This window comes from Streptococcus sp. SR4, from assembly GCF_000517725.1.
In the GTDB taxonomy this organism is placed as follows: Bacteria; Bacillota; Bacilli; order Lactobacillales; family Streptococcaceae; genus Streptococcus; species Streptococcus salivarius_F.
In genome coordinates this window covers 48,427-66,355 of record NZ_AZYW01000008.1, presented here as the reverse complement: position 1 = coordinate 66,355, position 17,929 = coordinate 48,427, and the positions used below count along the sequence as shown (strand labels likewise).

The 17,929-nt window shown below is 41.5% G+C and carries 16 protein-coding genes and 1 pseudogene; 16 read left to right on the top strand and 1 reads right to left on the bottom strand.

Translation table 11 applies throughout. From position 1 onward, the window contains the following. The first annotated feature begins 131 nt into the window (after window positions 1–131). From HMPREF1519_RS01525 to HMPREF1519_RS01510, 4 genes and pseudogenes are all read left to right on the top strand, one after another. A complete protein-coding gene (locus HMPREF1519_RS01525) occupies window positions 132–398 on the top strand; it encodes a DUF3173 family protein (protein ID WP_037610862.1) in 267 nt (88 codons plus the stop codon). Beyond that, window positions 388–1,613 (top strand): annotated as a pseudogene (locus tag HMPREF1519_RS01520) (tyrosine-type recombinase/integrase). Before HMPREF1519_RS01525 ends, HMPREF1519_RS01520 begins: the two are co-directional and overlap by 11 nt. 237 nt (window positions 1,614–1,850) lie before the next feature. Beyond that, window positions 1,851–3,587, top strand: coding sequence for an ABC transporter ATP-binding protein (locus HMPREF1519_RS01515; RefSeq protein ID WP_002885969.1), 1,737 nt, complete (start codon window positions 1,851–1,853; stop codon window positions 3,585–3,587). A gap of 12 nt (window positions 3,588–3,599) precedes the next feature. Next, the gene (locus tag HMPREF1519_RS01510; protein ID WP_037610860.1) at window positions 3,600–5,387 is read left to right on the top strand and encodes an ABC transporter ATP-binding protein; all 1,788 of its coding nucleotides are present in this window, start codon (window positions 3,600–3,602) and stop codon (window positions 5,385–5,387) included. A 96-nt stretch (window positions 5,388–5,483) separates the two neighbouring features. Here the strand turns inward: HMPREF1519_RS01510 and queA are convergent, their stop codons facing one another. Then, on the bottom strand, window positions 5,484–6,527 hold the full coding sequence (gene queA / locus HMPREF1519_RS01505; protein WP_037610858.1) for a tRNA preQ1(34) S-adenosylmethionine ribosyltransferase-isomerase QueA: 1,044 nt from the start codon (window positions 6,525–6,527) through the stop codon (window positions 5,484–5,486). A 150-nt stretch (window positions 6,528–6,677) separates the two neighbouring features. Here queA and HMPREF1519_RS01500 point away from each other — a divergent pair, with 150 nt between their 5' ends. From HMPREF1519_RS01500 to HMPREF1519_RS01445, 12 genes are all read left to right on the top strand, one after another. Continuing rightward, on the top strand, window positions 6,678–7,379 hold the full coding sequence (locus HMPREF1519_RS01500) for a glucosamine-6-phosphate deaminase (RefSeq protein WP_037610856.1): 702 nt from the start codon (window positions 6,678–6,680) through the stop codon (window positions 7,377–7,379). Between the two features lie 189 nt (window positions 7,380–7,568). After that, complete coding sequence (gene trhO, locus HMPREF1519_RS01495) at window positions 7,569–8,552, top strand: oxygen-dependent tRNA uridine(34) hydroxylase TrhO (RefSeq protein ID WP_002889116.1); 984 nt, start codon at window positions 7,569–7,571, stop codon at window positions 8,550–8,552. 176 nt (window positions 8,553–8,728) lie between these two features. After that, window positions 8,729–8,926, top strand: coding sequence for a helix-turn-helix transcriptional regulator (locus tag HMPREF1519_RS01490; RefSeq protein ID WP_002885991.1), 198 nt, complete (start codon window positions 8,729–8,731; stop codon window positions 8,924–8,926). Window positions 8,927–8,939: 13 nt separating this feature from the next. Next, the gene (locus tag HMPREF1519_RS01485) at window positions 8,940–9,434 is read left to right on the top strand and encodes a DUF6773 family protein (RefSeq protein ID WP_014621324.1); all 495 of its coding nucleotides are present in this window, start codon (window positions 8,940–8,942) and stop codon (window positions 9,432–9,434) included. Window positions 9,435–9,513: 79 nt separating this feature from the next. Next, window positions 9,514–10,284, top strand: coding sequence for a nucleoside phosphorylase (locus HMPREF1519_RS01480; RefSeq protein ID WP_037610853.1), 771 nt, complete (start codon window positions 9,514–9,516; stop codon window positions 10,282–10,284). 90 nt (window positions 10,285–10,374) lie between these two features. After that, window positions 10,375–11,058 carry a VIT1/CCC1 transporter family protein gene (locus tag HMPREF1519_RS01475; RefSeq protein ID WP_037610851.1) on the top strand — a complete coding sequence of 228 codons (684 nt, stop codon included), beginning with the start codon at window positions 10,375–10,377 and terminating at the stop codon, window positions 11,056–11,058. A gap of 129 nt (window positions 11,059–11,187) precedes the next feature. Then, window positions 11,188–11,907, top strand: a complete 720-nt coding sequence (locus HMPREF1519_RS01470) for a 16S rRNA pseudouridine(516) synthase (RefSeq protein WP_037610849.1) — start codon at window positions 11,188–11,190, stop codon at window positions 11,905–11,907. 246 nt (window positions 11,908–12,153) lie between these two features. Beyond that, complete coding sequence (locus HMPREF1519_RS01465; RefSeq protein ID WP_037610847.1) at window positions 12,154–13,299, top strand: amidohydrolase; 1,146 nt, start codon at window positions 12,154–12,156, stop codon at window positions 13,297–13,299. A 449-nt stretch (window positions 13,300–13,748) separates the two neighbouring features. Further along, entirely contained in the window at window positions 13,749–14,861 is a 1,113-nt protein-coding gene (gene ald / locus HMPREF1519_RS01460; protein WP_037610845.1) for an alanine dehydrogenase, read from the top strand. Between the two features lie 212 nt (window positions 14,862–15,073). Next, entirely contained in the window at window positions 15,074–15,436 is a 363-nt protein-coding gene (locus tag HMPREF1519_RS01455; protein WP_022496398.1) for a hypothetical protein, read from the top strand. Between the two features lie 35 nt (window positions 15,437–15,471). After that, window positions 15,472–16,272 (top strand): alpha/beta fold hydrolase, encoded by an 801-nt coding sequence (locus HMPREF1519_RS01450; RefSeq protein WP_022496399.1) that lies wholly within the window; start codon window positions 15,472–15,474, stop codon window positions 16,270–16,272. Between the two features lie 142 nt (window positions 16,273–16,414). Continuing rightward, on the top strand, window positions 16,415–17,731 hold the full coding sequence (locus HMPREF1519_RS01445) for an FAD-containing oxidoreductase (RefSeq protein WP_022496400.1): 1,317 nt from the start codon (window positions 16,415–16,417) through the stop codon (window positions 17,729–17,731). Window positions 17,732–17,929: the final 198 nt, after the last annotated feature.

Here is a 17,929-nt window from a genome sequence, read left to right as displayed (position 1 = left end):
TTAAGTAAAAGAGTCAAGAGAATAATAGGTTTGCTGTTGCAATGAGAGTAAATTAAATAAAATAGAAATGAATTGATTTATAAGATTTAAAATAGAAAAGTTTCTTTTAATAATAAAGTAGGGAGTAACAAATGGAAAAAACTGTTACATATAAAGAATTAATGGAGCTCGGGTTTCCGGAGAAGACAGCTCGTAATATTATTCGTGATGCAAAACTTATTGCGGTGGAGAAGTTTAAAAAAGATAGAATTAATGATTCAAATAGTGTACAATTAATAAGATCGCCCTTTGATAATAAAAGATTAGGTATAGCTCCAAGGGATATAGTGGAGAAGCTCCTTGGAGGGATTTCGCTTTCTGAAAACAAAAAAGAAAGTGAGAAAACAGATGGTATCTAAAACAAAAAAATACCCTTGCGTTTATATTGATAAAAAAGATAGAATTTATATTAGTATTGAGCTTGGAAAAGACCCAATTTCTGGGAAAAGGGTTCAGCACAAAGCGCGTAAAACTAAGGAAGGAAAACCTTTCGAAAGTCAAAAAGAAGCATATGATGAGGTTGTTCGTATTAAATACGAAAATGGAAGAAAGTTAACTCTTGAACATTACAATATATCATTTGCAGACTATATGAAAGATATTTATTTACCTGCCTATAAACAAAAAGTTGACTTTTCTACCTATAAGACGGCGATGGCTCATCATAACCTTTTTGTAGCTTCTTTTGGAAAAAAACAGCTAAAAGCTATTACCCCTCAAGAATGTGAGTTGTTTAGAATTCGTCTTATTAATGATTATTCTAAAAATTATGCAAAGAATTTGTGGTCACGTTTTAAAGCATGTCTTGGTTATGCAGAACGGTTGGGTTATATTTCCAAACATCCATGTTTAGGGTTAGATAATCCGAAAGGTAAACATCCAGTAACTGAGTTTTGGACATTTGAAGAGTTTAAAAAGGTGATGAGAGCTTTTGATCGTTCGGAGTATGAGGATAGACATCGTTACACAACAATTTGGCTGTATTATATGACGGGGGTGCGCGTGAGCGAAGGACTGGCACTGAAATGGAAAGATATTGATTTTGATAAAAAGCTTCTTAATGTCCATGCAACACTTGAAAAAGATGAAAATGGAAATTGGTATGCTAAGCAGCAGACAAAGACGGTTGCTGGATTGCGTAAAATTGATTTAGACGATGTAACTTTAGAAGTATTAACAGATTGGCGTGAAGTTCAAGTGCAAAATGGCGAAGATGATTATGTTTTATCTCGATTTGGTAAGCCCTTATGTAAATCAACTATTTGTCGTATTATTAAGCGACAGGCTGAGATTGTAGATGTTCCAAAGATTACTGGTAAGGGCTTGCGTCATAGTCATGCATCTTATCTTCTTAATGTTCTTAAGATGGATCCACTGTATGTTTCACATAGACTTGGTCATGCTGATAAATCAACGACTTTAAATGTTTACAGTCATTGGTATCATAATGATGTAATCGGGATTTCTGACAAAATCACTCAGAATATTTTACAATCAAAAATTTTTTAGTATCCTGCCAAAAAAACTGCCAAAATGTAAATCAACTAAATAAACTAGATAATATCAGTAGTTAGCATAAACCTGCTTCAGTTACTCTTAAATAATAAGGTAACGACTCAAGTCGCTTAATAAAGAAACCAGGGCATCAGCTCTGGTTTTTTCTATTGCTTTTAATATTTTCATTTGTTAGAATGTAGGTAATGTGCGTGCTTGTCACGCCCTTTTTCTGTGTCTTTTTCGGCTTTAGTAGTTGTCAATAACTATAAAAATCCTAAAGGCATGGTAAATGCTAAAAAGAAAAGGAGAAATTTATGGCTTATATTTGGTCTTATCTCAGGCGTTATCCTAAGTGGCTAGCAATGAATTTTACGGCGGCTATTTTATTTGTTATTGCTAACTTAGGTCTCCCGACGGTTCTTGCCAGAATGATTGATGAGGGGATTAACCGTGGAGATGCTGACAAGCTTTATACCTATGCTTGGGTCATGTTCGGTGTGGTCTTGACTGGGATTGTTGGTCGTGTGCTCTTGTCCTATGCGGTTAGTAAGTTGACGACCACAATGGTGCAGGTCATGCGTAATGACATTTACGCTAAGCTTCAGGAGTATTCCCACCATGAGTACGAGCAGATTGGGGTATCCTCTTTGGTGACTCGTATTACATCTGATGCTTTTGTTCTTATGCAATTTGCGGAACAGATTCTAAAGATGGGTGTCATTACTCCTCTGATGATGGTTTCCAGTGTCTTCTTGATTTTGACGACAAGTCCATCTTTGGCTTGGATTGTGGCAATTTCCTTGCCTTTCCTAGCCGTAGTAGTCTGGTATGTGGCGGTAAAAACGCGTCCGCTTTCTGAGAAACAACAGGCAACTCTCGACAAGATTAACCAGTACGCTCGTGAAAATCTGACTGGACTTCGTGTCATCCGAGCTTTCGCTAGAGAAGATTTTCAGGAGAAGAAGTTTGCTTCTGAAAATGCTGTCTATGCGGATAATTCAAACAAGCTCTTTAAATTAACTGGTTTGACTGAGCCACTTTTTGTGCAAATCATCATCGCCATGATTGTGGCAATTGTTTGGTTTGCCCTTGAGCCATTAGGTTCTGGGACTTTGGCAATTGGGGATTTGGTTGCCTTTATTGAGTACAGTTTCCATGCGCTATTGTCTTTCCTTTTCCTAGCCAACCTCTTTACCATGTATCCTCGTACGGCGGTATCTAGTGAACGTCTGCAGGAAATTATGGATATGCCTATTTCTATCAATCCAAATGAAGATGGAGTGACAGAGACTGAGACTAAGGGATATTTGGAATTTGACAATGTGACCTTTGCTTATCCTGGTGAAACTGAGAGTCCTGTCCTACACAATATTTCTTTCAAGGCTAAACCCGGTGAAACCATTGCCTTTATTGGATCTACGGGTTCAGGGAAATCCTCCCTTGTGCAGTTGATTCCACGCTTTTATGATGTAACACTTGGACGCATTCTTGTTGATGGTGTGGATGTCCGTGACTATAATCTGAAGGCTCTTCGTCGTAAGATTGGCTTTATTCCACAAAAAGCCCTGCTCTTTACAGGGACTATTGGTGAAAATATCCGTTATGGTAAGGAAAATGCCAGTCATGAAGAATTGAATCAAGCTACGGATGTCGCTCAAGCTAAGGAATTTATTGACAGTAAGGAAGAACGCTACGATTCTCACTTGGCTGAGGGTGGTAGCAACCTTTCTGGGGGACAGAAGCAGCGTTTGTCAATTGCACGTGCTGTGGTTAAACGTCCTGATCTTTACATCTTTGATGATTCCTTCTCTGCCTTGGACTACAAGACTGATGCGACCTTGCGCCGTCGTCTGAAAGAAGTGACCCAGGATGCGACAGTCTTGATTGTGGCTCAACGTGTGGGGACTATCATGGATGCAGACCAGATTATCGTTCTTGATAAGGGTGAAATCGTGGGTCGTGGCCGTCACGAAGAGCTTATGGAAAGCAATGAGATTTACCGTGAAATTGCTAATTCACAATTGAATCAAAAGAGTCTTACGGAAGACTAGAAGGAGGTCAAAATGAAGAAAAATAAAATGAAAACAAGTCATTCCTCAAGTTTTGGCCGCCTTTGGTCCTACTTGCAGGCTTATCGTTTCCCACTTTACCTAGCTATTTTCCTGAAAATTGTTAGTGTTATCATGAGTGTCCTTGAGCCAGTGGTCATTGGTTTAGCTATTACCGAGTTGACTAAAAATACGCTGGCCATCATCAAAGGTGTGGAAGGCGCTCATATCAACGTCTCCTATGTTGGTTTGGTTTTGGTTGTTTATCTCTTGCGTGGTCTTATTTATGAGTTGGCTGCCTACTATTCCAACTATTTCATGACCAATGCCGTGCAAGCGACGGTTCAAGATATGCGAAATGAGATGACCGAGAAAATCAATCGTACCTCAGTGTCATACTTTGATAAGCACCAGTTCGGGGACCTCTTAGGCCGCTTTACCAGTGACGTCGAGACAGTATCTAATGCCTTGCAACAGTCATTCTTGCAGGTTGTTAATGCCGTCTTTACTCTAGCCTTGGTTATTGGAACAGTGCTTTACCTTAATCTTCAATTGGGAGCTATAGTTGTCATCACTATTCCGATTACATTCTTTGGTGCCCGCTTTATCATGAGTAAGTCTCAGCCCTACTTTAAACAACAGGCTGATGCTCTAGGTACTCTTAATGGTTTTGTTCAGGAAAATCTGACCGGCTTCAATGTGCTTAAGCTATTTGGCCGTGAGGATAGATCCTTGGATGATTTTAAAGAAATCACGGAAGACCTTCAGAAGGTAGGTTTTAAGGCTAATTTCATTTCAGGACTCATGATGCCTGTTCTTAACGGTTTATCTGACTTGACCTATCTAATTGTCGCTGTTCTAGGTGGTTTGCAAGTCTTGGCTGGTCGCTTGACGATTGGTAATATGCAGGCCTTTGTTCAGTATGTTTGGCAGATTAACCAACCTATTCAGAACTTGACTCAGTTGGCTGGACAATTGCAAAGTGCTAAATCTTCTTTAGACCGTATTTTCCAACTGATGGATGAACCAGACGAGGCTAATGATGCTACTGAAGTGCTTGCCGGAGATTTGACTGGCCAAGTTAGCTTTAAGCATGTGGACTTCCAGTATGTGGCTGATAAACCTTTGATTCGTGACTTTAATCTTGAGGTTAATCCTGGTGAAATGGTGGCCATTGTCGGTCCTACCGGTGCCGGAAAATCAACCATTATCAACCTCCTCATGCGTTTCTATGATGTGACTGCTGGTTCTATTTCGGTTGACGGTCATGATATCCGTAACCTGTCTCGTCAGGATTATCGTAAACAGTTTGGTATGGTGCTTCAGGATGCTTGGCTCTTTGAAGGAACTATCAAGGAAAATCTTCGCTTTGGTAATCTTGAGGCAACTGACGAAGAAATTGTTGAAGCTGCTAAGGCGGCCAATGTGGATCACTTTATCCGTACACTACCTGGTGGTTACAATATGGAAATGAACCAGGAATCAAGTAATATCTCACTAGGACAAAAGCAACTTTTGACCATTGCGCGTGCGCTTTTGGCTGATCCTAAAATCTTGATTTTGGACGAGGCGACCTCATCGGTTGATACCCGTCTGGAACTCTTGATTCAAAAAGCCATGAAGACCCTCATGCAAGGTCGAACAAGCTTTGTCATTGCCCACCGTCTGTCGACTATTCAAGAGGCAGACAAGATTTTGGTCCTTAAAGATGGTCAAATCATCGAACAAGGGAACCATGAATCCCTCCTTGCAGATAAAGGCTTCTATTACGACTTGTATAATAGCCAGTTTGCGGAGAAGTAACCAGAAAATCCATCAGTTCATAACTGGTGGATTTTTTCTGAATGTGGAGATCAATAAAAGAGACTTCTCCTATAGAGGCAAGTCTCAAAATCAATATTATTTCTCAGCACGTCGTGTGACGAACATGGCATCTCCGAAACTGAAGAAGCGGTAGCGTTCTTGGACGGCGTGTTTATAGGCATTAAGGACGAATTCACGGCCAGCAAAGGCTGAAACCAACATCACCAAGGTTGATTTTGGAAGGTGGAAGTTGGTTGAGAAGGCATCTACGACTGTGAATTGGTAGCCTGGTTTGATAAAGATATTGGTCCAACCTGAGTCGGCTTGGAGTTGACCATCGTATTTATTGCCGATTGTTTCCAGTGTTCGGATAGAGGTTGTTCCAACTGCAATGATGCGTCCTCCAGCGGCTTTGACACTATTGAGTGTATCGGCAGCTTCTTGGCTGAGAGTGTAAAACTCAGAGTGCATCTCATGTTCGTCGACATTATCGACAGAAACAGGTCGGAAGGTTCCCAGTCCAACGTGGAGGGTGAGGTAGACCAATTTTACGCCTTTAGCTTCAATCTTTTGAAGTAATTCAGGAGTGAAATGGAGGCCAGCTGTTGGAGCAGCGGCAGAGCCATTTTCCTTGGCGTAGACTGTTTGGTAACGGTCGCGGTCTTCCAATTTTTCATGGATATAAGGTGGCAATGGCATCTCGCCCAAGCTTTCCAAAACTTCAAGGAAGATACCGTCGTAGCTAAATTCTACGATTCGTCCACCGTGATCTAGTTCCTCAGTAACAGTGGCGGTCAAGCGTCCATCACCAAAACTAACCTTAGCACCTACTTTAAGGCGTTTGGCTGGTTTGGCTAAAACTTCCCATTGATCACCTTGAGTATTTTTCAAAAGGAGAAATTCCACATGGCCGTGGGTATCAGGCTTTTCACCGTAGAGACGGGCAGGAAGCACGCGCGTATTGTTCATGACCAAGGCATCGCCAGGGTTAAGCTGGTCAATGATGTGGTCGAAGTGGGTATCCGTCATTTCCTTGGTTACAGGATCAATGACCAAGAGTTTAGAGGCATCACGTTGTTCCAATGGGGTTTGGGCAATCAGTTCCTCTGGTAGTTCAAAATCAAAATCGTTTGTATTCATTTCTTTCCTCGTTTAAAAATTTTCAGCCTTTTTATTATAGCACGATATAGGGCGACCGTCATTAAAGGAGTTGAGTGAAAGCGCTTGACAAAAGCGTTAAAAAAAGAGATAATAAAGAAAATGGTATATACCAATATTGAGGTGAATAGAATGAAAAAGATTTTAGTTAAGAATCAAGTTGAGGGAGGCCAAGTTGCCTTTGATCTTCTTAAAGAGAGCCTTGCAGCAGGTGCTCAAACCTTGGGATTGGCGACAGGTAGTTCGCCTATCGCCCTTTACCAAGAGATGGTTGAGAGTGACGTGGATTTTTCAGAGCTTTACAGCGTCAATTTGGATGAATACGTCGGACTAGCACCAGACCATGAGCAGAGCTACCATGCCTTTATGAAGGCTCAACTCTTTGATGCCAAGCCATTTAAGGAGAGCTTCTTGCCTGACGGCATGGCTGAGGACTTGGAGCAGGCTGCTAAGGATTACGATGACGTCTTGGCACACCATGCTATTGACCTGCAAATCCTAGGAATCGGAAGTAATGGGCATATTGGCTTTAATGAGCCAGGTACGCCTTTTGATAGTCAAACTCATGTGGTCGACTTGACGGACAGCACCATTGAAGCCAATAGCCGTTTCTTTGCCAGTCGTGACCAAGTCCCTACAAAGGCTATTTCAATGGGGATTGCTTCTATTATGGCTGCTAAGAAGATTATCTTGTTTGCCTATGGTGACAAGAAGGCAGATGCCATTTTCAAGATGGTCAAGGGTCCTGTGACAGAGGAAGTCCCAGCTAGTGTCCTACAAAATCATCCAGATGTGACTCTTATCCTAGATGAGGCAGCCGCTGCGAAATTGTAATACTATCTTTTGAAAAACAATCTTACGAAACTCAGGTTGAGGCATTTGGCGCTCAGCCTTTTTCTTTTGTGAAAAGTTACTTCCAAGCAAATCAATTGCCTAGTCCTCTTTGATAGCGCTATAATGGATAAGTTGACTTTGGCTATCAAACAACAGATATAGATATTTCATAAAGAAAGAGGACATACAATGGCAAAACCTATTCGAGTATTGCTTTATTATAAATACCTTCCCATCGAAAACGCTGAGCAATTTGCGGCTGACCACTTGGCTTTCTGTAAGTCAATCGGCCTCAAAGGACGTATCTTGGTCGCTGACGAGGGAATCAATGGAACGGTTTCTGGTGACTATGAAACCACTCAAAAATACATGGACTACGTTCACAGTCTTCCAGGGATGGAGGACCTCTGGTTCAAGATTGATGAGGAAGAGGAGCAAGCCTTCAAGAAGATGTTTGTTCGCTACAAGAAGGAAATCGTTCACCTTGGTTTAGAGGACGATAACTTTGACAGCGACATCAATCCACTTGAAACAACGGGTGCTTACTTGTCACCAAAAGAGTTTAAAGACGCCCTTTTAGATGAGGACACTGTTGTCCTCGATACACGTAACGACTATGAGTATGACCTTGGCCACTTCCGTGGAGCCATTCGTCCAGACATTCGCAATTTCCGTGAATTGCCACAATGGGTCCGTGACCATAAAGAAGAGTTCATGGATAAGCGCGTGGTTGTTTACTGTACTGGTGGAGTCCGCTGTGAGAAATTCTCAGGTTGGATGGTTCGTGAAGGCTACAAAGATGTTGGTCAATTGCATGGTGGTATCGCGACTTACGGAAAAGATCCAGAGGTTCAAGGGGAGCTTTGGGATGGTAAGATGTATGTCTTTGACGAGCGTATTGCCGTTGATATCAACCATGTAGACCCTGTCGTTGTCGGTAAGGATTGGTTCGATGGGACGCCTTGCGAACGCTATGTCAACTGCGGTAACCCATTCTGTAACCGTCGTATCCTTGCTTCAGAGGAAAATGAAGACAAATACCTCCGCGGCTGCTCACATGAATGCCGTGTTCACCCACGCAACCGTTATGTCTCTGAAAATGGTTTGAGCCAAGAAGAAGTTGTCGAACGTCTTGCGGCAATTGGTGAAAGCTTGGATGTAACACCTGCTTAAGTTTAAATAGTGAAGAAGCTGAGAGAGATCTCGGCTCTTTTTTGCAATTTATTTCTAAAATAATAACAGATATATATTGCAATTAGAAATATATAGTGTATAATTAAGATGAAAACAGATGGTGAACCTAATCAATGTCGACGATAATATCAGATAAGATGAAAAGGAGAGGGCATGTGGCAAAGAATTTACGCTTAAAAGCAGCTCGAGCAGAGCATGATATGACCCAGGGTGACTTGGCAGAAGCGGTAGGTGCAACAAGACAAACCATAGGCTTGATTGAAGCTGGAAAGTACAATCCCAGCCTAGGTTTATGCATTGCCATTTGCAAAACACTGGACAGGACTTTGGATCAACTGTTTTGGGAGATTTAGGAAGGAAGTAAAGATGATGAAATTTAAGCTTGTTAATAATAAAGTTACAGATGAACGAGAAAAAGCTCTAAATAATAAAGTTGGTGCAGAATGTTTTTACATAATGATTGCTGGGACGCTTGCGTGCTTGGTCTATAGTTCCTTCTTTAACAAGGGGGTTATTACCTCTAATTACTTAGCCTTCCCATTGTTTATAGCATGGATTTGGTCTATTTATAGATCTGAACGACTTAGTGTTAACACATTTGGGGGTTCCGGAATGACAGTCTTAGGTTGTTTACTGGTGACTGCGCTTATCACTCTTATGATAATGTCAGCTAACTATCAGTTTAACCACAATGTCTATCATAATAATCCCCTGGATCCTAGATATCTCATGGCTTGGCCACTTACTTATATTTTGTATATTCCCTTTGTCTTTTTTATGAATTGGGCTCTCACAGCACTGGGAAGATATGAGAGAAGACGTCTTGAAAAACAGCTGGACGATTTGGAGAATGAAGAATAAATAGTGATAGAATCAGACCGTTCTTTTTGGTCTGATTTTTTTGTGTTATAATGGGTCCTAAAACCTAAGGAGGTCACGTATGCTACTAACTGAATTTGATGATAATAGACAAGCGATTATCAATCCACAAGACTTACACGAACCAATTGAAGGATTTCCCAAAGTTGTCATCTCTTGCTTTTCAAGAGTAACTTTTGCTCGCCTCCTTGAGAATTATGACCATGAGGTCATTGCAAGAACCTCTATGGCTAATTTTGAAGTCGTGGTCTATGGGATCACTATTGGAGACCAACAGATTGGTGCCTTTAATGCACCCGTTGGGGCATCTTCCTGTGTGGGGATTATTGAGGACCTAATTCAATTTGGGATGGAAAAGCTCGTTCTTTTTGGGACCTGTGGAGTTTTAGATCGAGATATCGAAGCGACCTCCATCATCATTCCAATAGCTGCTCTTCGCGACGAGGGGACCAGTTACCACTATCTTCCAGCTAGTGATGAAGTGGAAGTAAACAAGAAAACCCTTCCGCTCTTCCAAGCCTTTCTGGAAAGCCACAAGGTTTCCTATCAGTCGGGAAAAGTGTGGACGACAGATGCACCGTACCGGGAAACCATCGACAAGATGAAGCGACGAAAGGCAGCAGGAGCCATCTGTGTGGATATGGAATGTTCAGCAGTGGCAGCTTTAGCAGCTTATAGAGGCTTTGAGCTCTGCCATTTCTTCTACGCGGCAGACCACCTCTCGGAAGAAAAATGGGATATCCGAACCTTATCTAGTCATGAGGATTTAGATGAAAAAGATAAGGTGGCTTTATTAGCTTTGGAGTTTGCGTGTGACTGGAGTAAACCTTAAAAATTCTACTTTTTAAACTTCTTATTTGTAATCATTCTAAATAACTGCTATAATACTTTTTAGAATCATTCTAAATAAGGAGTAAGAGAATTGGAAGATAAGAATTTTGCAGAACGTTTGAATATTTTGAGAGCTGGTGTTTTGGGGGCTAATGATGGTATTATTTCCATTGCGGGAGTGGTTATCGGTGTGGCCAGTGCGACATCTAACATCTGGTTCATCTTGATTTCTGCCTTGTCAGCGATTTTTGCCGGTGCCTTTTCGATGGCAGGTGGCGAATATGTCAGTGTGTCAACGCAAAAAGATACTGAAGAAGCTGCTATCGCTAAGGAACAAGCCCTCTTGGACCGCTCTACTGAGGCGGCTAGAGAGAGTTTGTATCAAACCTTCCTCAGTCAGGGGGATTGTGAAACGGCAGCTGAAGTTAAGGTTAATCAAGCCTTCAATAAGAATCCGATTAAGGTCTTAGTTGAAGAAAAATATGGGGTGGATTTGGATGAAATTACGAATCCATGGCATGCTGCTGTATCTAGCTTCCTGGCCTTTTCAGTTGGTTCCTTGCCACCAGCACTAGCTATCATGCTGTTCCCAGAGCCTTACCGTATTCCTGTAACAGTGGTCGTGGTTGCCCTTACCTTGCTCTTGACTGGTTATATCAGTGCTAAGCTCGGAAAAGCACCTGTTAAACAAGCGATGTTGCGTAACTTGACAGTAGGACTCTTGACCATGCTTGTGACCTTCTTGGTCGGGCATATCTTCCATGTAAATGTGTAAGTGTTAATAATGTGATAAGTCTATCTTTTAAGGTAGACTTTTTGTTTTATCAAGCGTTCATTTGAGACCTTTCTTCTGTCCTCTTTTTTTAGTCTGCTAGACCAGGCTTATCCGTGGTACAATAAGGTTATGCGTTTAGACAAATTATTAGGACAGGCAGGCTTTGGTTCCCGCAATCAGGTCAAGAAGCTCATTCGTAGTCGTCAAGTTTATGTAGACGGTGTCTTGGCGGATCGAGATAATCTTAATGTGGATGCTAGTCTTCAAACCATCACGGTTTCTGGTAAGGAACTGGAGCATACGCCAGAAGTTTACTATCTCATGAATAAGCCAGCAGGTGTAGTGTCAGCTCGAAAGGACAAGGAACACCAGACAGTCATTGATTTGATTAAGCTTGAAGATCAGCGAGACGGTCTCTATCCTGTGGGCCGATTGGATAGAGACACGGAGGGTTTGGTGCTGATTACTAACAATGGCCCTCTGGGCTTTGCCATGCTTCACCCCCGCTATCATGTGGCTAAGACTTATTATGTTGAGGTTAATGATGTTCTTGGGCCTGATGCACCTGCATTTTTTGAGTCAGGTGTAGTCTTTGAGGATGGTACTGTTTGTAAATCAGCTCAGCTAGAAATTCTAAGTTCTGCAAGTGATAAGAGTAGTGCTCATATCACGATTTCGGAAGGGAAGTTTCATCAAGTGAAAAAGATGTTCTTGGCTTATGGAGTCAAGGTGACCTATCTTAAGCGTATCTCTTTCGGAGAGTTTAAGCTTGATGAAGGGATGGCAGTAGGTTCCTACCGTACGTTGACTGAAGCGGAAAAAACAATCTTGCGTACTTATTTGGGTTAGTAGCCCTATGTGGCTTAAGGTGCGATAGGAACTTTCAATCACCTGATAAGCCTATCTTATCGCTAGTCTTTATACTACAATACCTATAATGACAGTGTTTTTTAGAGGTATAAGAAATACTTATGGAATACTATAAGTATTTTTGATTTCTCAAGTGTCGCTTCTGGTGGTATGATGGAATCAATTCGATTGAGAGTTTCAAAAAAGGATTGACAATCCGAGACTAATCAGAGAGGGAGGGTCATTATGACAGAAGCATTTTACGATCATTTAGCAAAGACACGTCATCAGATTCACCAACATCCAGAGGTTTCTGAGGAGGAGCATGAGACGACAGTCTTTTTGAAAGGCTATTTGAGAAATCTAGGTATTGAGCCTTTAAATTATCCCTTGAAGACGGGACTTATCGCTGAGATTGGGTCAGGTCATCCGATTATTGCTTTGCGTGCTGATATTGATGCCCTACCGATTAAGGAAAAGACAGGACTTCCTTATGCCAGCGACAATGGGGCCATGCATGCTTGTGGTCATGATTTTCACCAGACCTCTCTTCTCGGAGCTGCTCAGCTTTTAAAAGAAAGAGAAGCCGAGCTTAATGGGACCGTTCGATTGATTTTTCAACCAGCCGAGGAAAATTTCCAAGGGGCCTATCAGGTCATTGAAGCGGGTGGTCTTGACGGTGTGTCAGCTATCATCGGTTATCACAATAATCCTCACTTGAAACCTGGTCAGATTGGTCTTCGTTCGGGAGCTATCATGGCAGGTGTGGAGCAGTTTAGGGTTGATGTTAAAGGTGTTTCGTCCCATGCTGCCCGTCCTGATTTGGGTGTGGATGCGGTCTTGGTCACTACGACCATCATCAACAATTTACAACAGATTGTTGCTCGTACGGTATCGCCCTTTGAATCGGCAGTATTGTCAGTTACTCATATCGAAGTTGGAAATACCTGGAACGTTCTTCCAGCAGCAGGCTTTTTTGAAGGAACAATTCGTACCTTTGAGCCTAAGGTTCGTGAAGATGTCATTGCTCGCTTTGAAAAAGTTGTTCAGGCGACAGCGGATCAGTTTGGTGCTCAAGTTGACATTACTTGGGGCAATTCACCTTACGTGACCTACAATGACCATACTCTCACACCACTCATCTTTGAAAATTCTAAAGCCTTCGCAGAAGTGATTGAAACCTTGCCATCAACAGGGGGCGAAGACTTTGCGGCTTATCAAAAGGAAATACCAGGAGTCTTTGCCTTTGTTGGCTCAAATGGTGAAGAGAATGCACCAGACTGGCACCATGATGATTTCCTTGTGAAAGACGAGGCCTTGCCAGTAGCTGTGAATTACTATGTGGAAAACGCCCTCTTTCTACTTGACTATTTTAAGGAGCAAGAAAAATAACCATTCCCTTAATCGGTATTACCAGTAATGAAAAACCTGTCGAAGAAGGAAGTCCTATTTATAGGTGTTCAGTGGCATCCTGAGTTTCTCTTGGGACATAAGCAATTAGCAGACCAAGGACTCTTTGATTATTTTGTTAAGAGTTTTAAATAAGGTTTTAGGATTTTACATTGGTGCCACATTTGAAATTGAAAAGGAGGACGTGCTTAAGGAGAAATATTCTTTTGATCATTTAGTTTACACTTAAGAACCCAGCCGATTGGTTGGGTTCTTTTGTCGTATTTTAGAAGCAAGATTTCAGGACTTAAAAAGGGGTGAGAATTTTTCACTTGCTATTTTTAAGCTTTTTAGATAAAATGAAAGCGTTATCATTTTAAAAAAATAGATAGGAAGTGGTTAAGTCATCTTTATGATGTTTTACCTTATAACTTCCGAATAAGGAGAAACGTATGTTAATTGGTATTCCAAAAGAAATCAAAAATAACGAGAACCGTGTGGCTCTAACGCCTGCTGGGGTGCAAAGTCTTGTAGCTAAAGGTCATGAAGTCCTCATTGAAACCAATGCAGGTCTTGGATCTGGCTTTACTGATGCAGACTACGAAAAACAAGGTGCCAAAATTGTTGCAACTGCTGCAGAAGCATGGGCAGCTGAGCTCGTAGTTAAGGTTAAGGAGCCTCTTGCTGCAGAATATGGCTTCCTTCGTGAAGACCTTTTACTCTTTACTTACTTGCACATGGCAGCAGCTCCAGAATTGGCAGATGCTATGGTCAATGCTAAGACAACAGGTGTGGCCTATGAAACAGTACGTAGCCAAGAAGGTCACCTACCACTTTTGGTTCCAATGAGTGAAGTAGCAGGACGTATGGCTGTTCAAATCGGTGCACATTTCTTGACCAAACAAGAGGGTGGTTCAGGTGTTCTCCTAGGTGGTGTGCCTGGTGTTCCTAAAGGTAAAGTGACTATTATCGGGGGTGGTGTCGTAGGGACACATGCAGCCCGTATTGCCCTTGGACTTGGAGCTCAAGTGACTATCCTTGATATCAGTGCCAAACGTTTGTCTGTCCTTGAAGAGGTCTTTGGTAGCCAAATTCAAACACTGATGTCAAATCCGCTCAACATTGAAGCGAGTGTTCGTGATGCTGACGTGGTTATCGGTGCAGTTCTTATCCCAGGGGCAAAAGCACCAAAACTCGTTACTGACCATATGGTTAAACAAATGCGTCCAGGTTCAGTTATTGTGGACGTTGCTGTCGACCAAGGTGGGGTTGTTGAAACTGCGGATCGTGTGACCACTCACGATGAACCTGTTTATGAAACACATGGTGTTCTTCACTATGCCGTTGCCAATATCCCAGGAGCTGTGGCACGTACATCAACCATTGCCCTTACCAACGTCACTTTGCCTTATATCGAAGCCCTTGCAGGAAAAGGATTCAGAAAGGCAATTAACGACGACGAAGGTCTTCGTCAAGGGGTTACAACCTACCAAGGTCATATCACTAGCAAACCGGTTGCAAAGGGACTAAACAGAGATTATACTGCCATTGACGAATTGGCATAAATAGACTATTGACCATAAACAAAGAGGAGTTGTACCATGATGTGGTTGACTCCTTTTTTTGTGGTCTAAGATAAGAACTGCCACAAAGACTGAAAATATAGGAGTTTTTCTAATGTTACTCTTATTTTATGCTATAATGAGTAGAAATAATAAGGGCAGTAATGAGTACCTATAATGCTTTTTATTCTTGCTTACCAATAGGAGGTTTTATCGTGACTAATCATGTTCGCGTTTTCACAGCAATTGTCTTTTCTCAGCTTGTCGTTCTTTATTTTGGTTTTCGTATGGATGTCTCTTTGACCGAACTGCTAACTACAGTAGCTGCGGCATCCCTGGTTGAGATTATTTATCATGTGAAGCTTGTTCGTAAGATAGGAGCCAATATTTCTTTTGAAACTTTTTGGAAAAACTGTGACCAACTTTTTAGAAAAAATGCTGTACTATTGGCTATTTTACTTTGTGACCTGCTTATTTTTAAAGGTGGGGATTTCATGGCCTTCATTCTTTGGCAAGTTACCTTTGTTGTCTTGGTAAGTATTATCATCATGGCATCAAATAATGCACCGGACGCATGATAATACTTAAATTTTGCAATGAAAGAATTTAAATAATGTTTAGTATTCATAGAAATCATTTGTCAGACCAGGGCGTTGACTATGTCACTTTTGGTCGAGGAGATAAGGTTCTCGTTATCATTACGGGATTAAGTTTGCAAGGCTTAAGTGATATGTCTGACCTTGCCATTTGCTCGTTATTTTATCGATATGCTAAGGAGTATACGGTCTATATTTTTGATAGAAAGAACCATATCAAAGAAGGTATTTCAATTGAGAATATGGTTGATGACCTCTATCATTCTTTACAAGAATTGCATATTGCTAATGCCTCTATCATAGGCATGTCACAAGGTGGTATGATTGCTCAGCTGTTTGCTATTAAGTATCCTCAAAAGGTGACTAGTCTGGTGTTAGCTCTGACATTCTCTCGAAATAATGAAATCAGTAGAGACACTATCGGAGGCTGGATTGAGATGGCTAAAAATGGTGAGATAGCTAAGCTCAATAAGGATTCAATGTGTAAAACATTTTCGTCTCCTATGTTAAAGAAATTATATGTGATTAATAAACTATTTTTGAAGACTGTGAGTGTTGAAAAACAAGAACGATTTGTCCGTTTAGCCAAGTCAATTCTTGAGTTTGATTGCCATAAGTCCCTTGATAAAATCACCTGCCCGACTCTTGTCTTGGGGGCTAAAAAAGATTTGGTTCTGGGAGTGGATGGTGCAAGGGAACTTGCAAATAGCATTCCAAATGCTTCCTATTATGAATTTAGTAAACTGGGGCACGCAGCCTTTATTGAAAGTAAGCAATTTAATAAAATGATATTAGAATTTCTGCGAAAGAATGCTTAGGTAGTGGACCGATAGAAAAACTATTAAAATAGAATGAGAAAGGGGTTACAATAAAAGCTGTAGCCTCTTTTTATTTCCAGTTCAATTGTGTGCAGTCTGAAAAATTAAATGATAGAATGGCGGTAGATAGGAGGATACAGAAATGTTAAACTATGATTTGATTGTTATCGGTTTCGGTAAAGCCGGTAAAACTCTGGCTGCTAAGATGAATGCAGCTGGTAAGAAAGTTGCTGTCATCGAGCGCAGTAAAGCGATGTATGGTGGTACTTGCATTAATATTGCTTGTATCCCAACTAAGACTATGATTGTTGCGGCTGAGAAGGGCTGGTCTTTTGACGACACTATGAAAGAACGTGGTGCGGTGACTGGTCGTCTTAATGCTAAGAATTATAAGATGTTGGCAGACAATGGCGTTGATGTCATTGATGCAGAGGCACATTTTGTGTCAAATAAGGTTATTGAAGTAGTAGCTGGTGATGACCGCCAAGAGCTTACAGCTGAGACTATTGTTATCAATACTGGTGCTGTGTCTAATGTCTTGCCTATTCCTGGTTTGACAACAACTGAGCATGTCTATGATTCAACTGGTATTCAAACCCTTAAAGCCTTGCCAAAACGTCTGGGTGTCCTAGGTGGTGGTAATATCGGTCTTGAATTTGCTGGTCTTTATAACCGTTTGGGAAGCCAAGTGACTGTCTTGGATGCAGCGACTAGCTTCTTGCCACGTGTAGAGCCATCTATTGCTAAGTTGGCCAAGGAATACATGGAAGAGGACGGCATTGTCTTTGAGCAAGGTGTTAAAACATCTGAAGTTAAGAATGACGGTGATGAAGTTGTCGTTGTTACTGACAAAGGCGAGTTCCGTTTTGATGCGCTCCTCTATGCGACAGGACGCAAGCCTAATATCGAACCCCTTCACTTGGAAAATACAGATATTGCCTTGACTGAACGTGGTGGTATCCAGGTCAATAAACATTTGGAAACAAGTGTTCATGGTGTCTTTGCGGTGGGGGATGTTAATGGTGGTCTCCAATTCACTTACATTTCACTAGATGATTTCCGTATTGTCTTTAACTACTTGACAGGGGATGGTAGCTATAACCTTGAAACACGTGGAGCAGTTCCAACTGCCATGTTCCTCAACCCACCTTTGGCACAGGTTGGCCTTACTGAAGACCAAGCCAAGGAACAAGGTTTGCCAGTAGCAGTTAAAGAAATGCCAGTGGCAGGTATGCCTCGTGGTCATGTTAACGGTGATTTGCGCGGTGCTTTCAAAGCTGTGGTAAACCCTGAAACTAAGGAAATCTTGGGAGTGACCCTCTTTGGTCAAGAATCCCATGAAATTATCAATCTAATTACCCTGGCGATGAATCATCACATTCCATATACAGATTTGGCTAAACAAATCTTTACTCACCCAACTATGGCTGAGAACCTAAACGATTTGTTTGCGATTTAAAATGAAAAGAGCCGAGAGGCTCTTTTTTGTGAGTATATCATCCATACAAAGCAACACTCTAGGTTAGATGTCGCTTTTTTTGCGCTTTGATGATAAGATAGAAGTGACATAGGAAAATTCCTTAGATTGGTGCTCTTTGTCTCCTTTGAATGCTTGATTGACCTTGAGTCACCACTAGAATCTGTATGAAAAATCTAG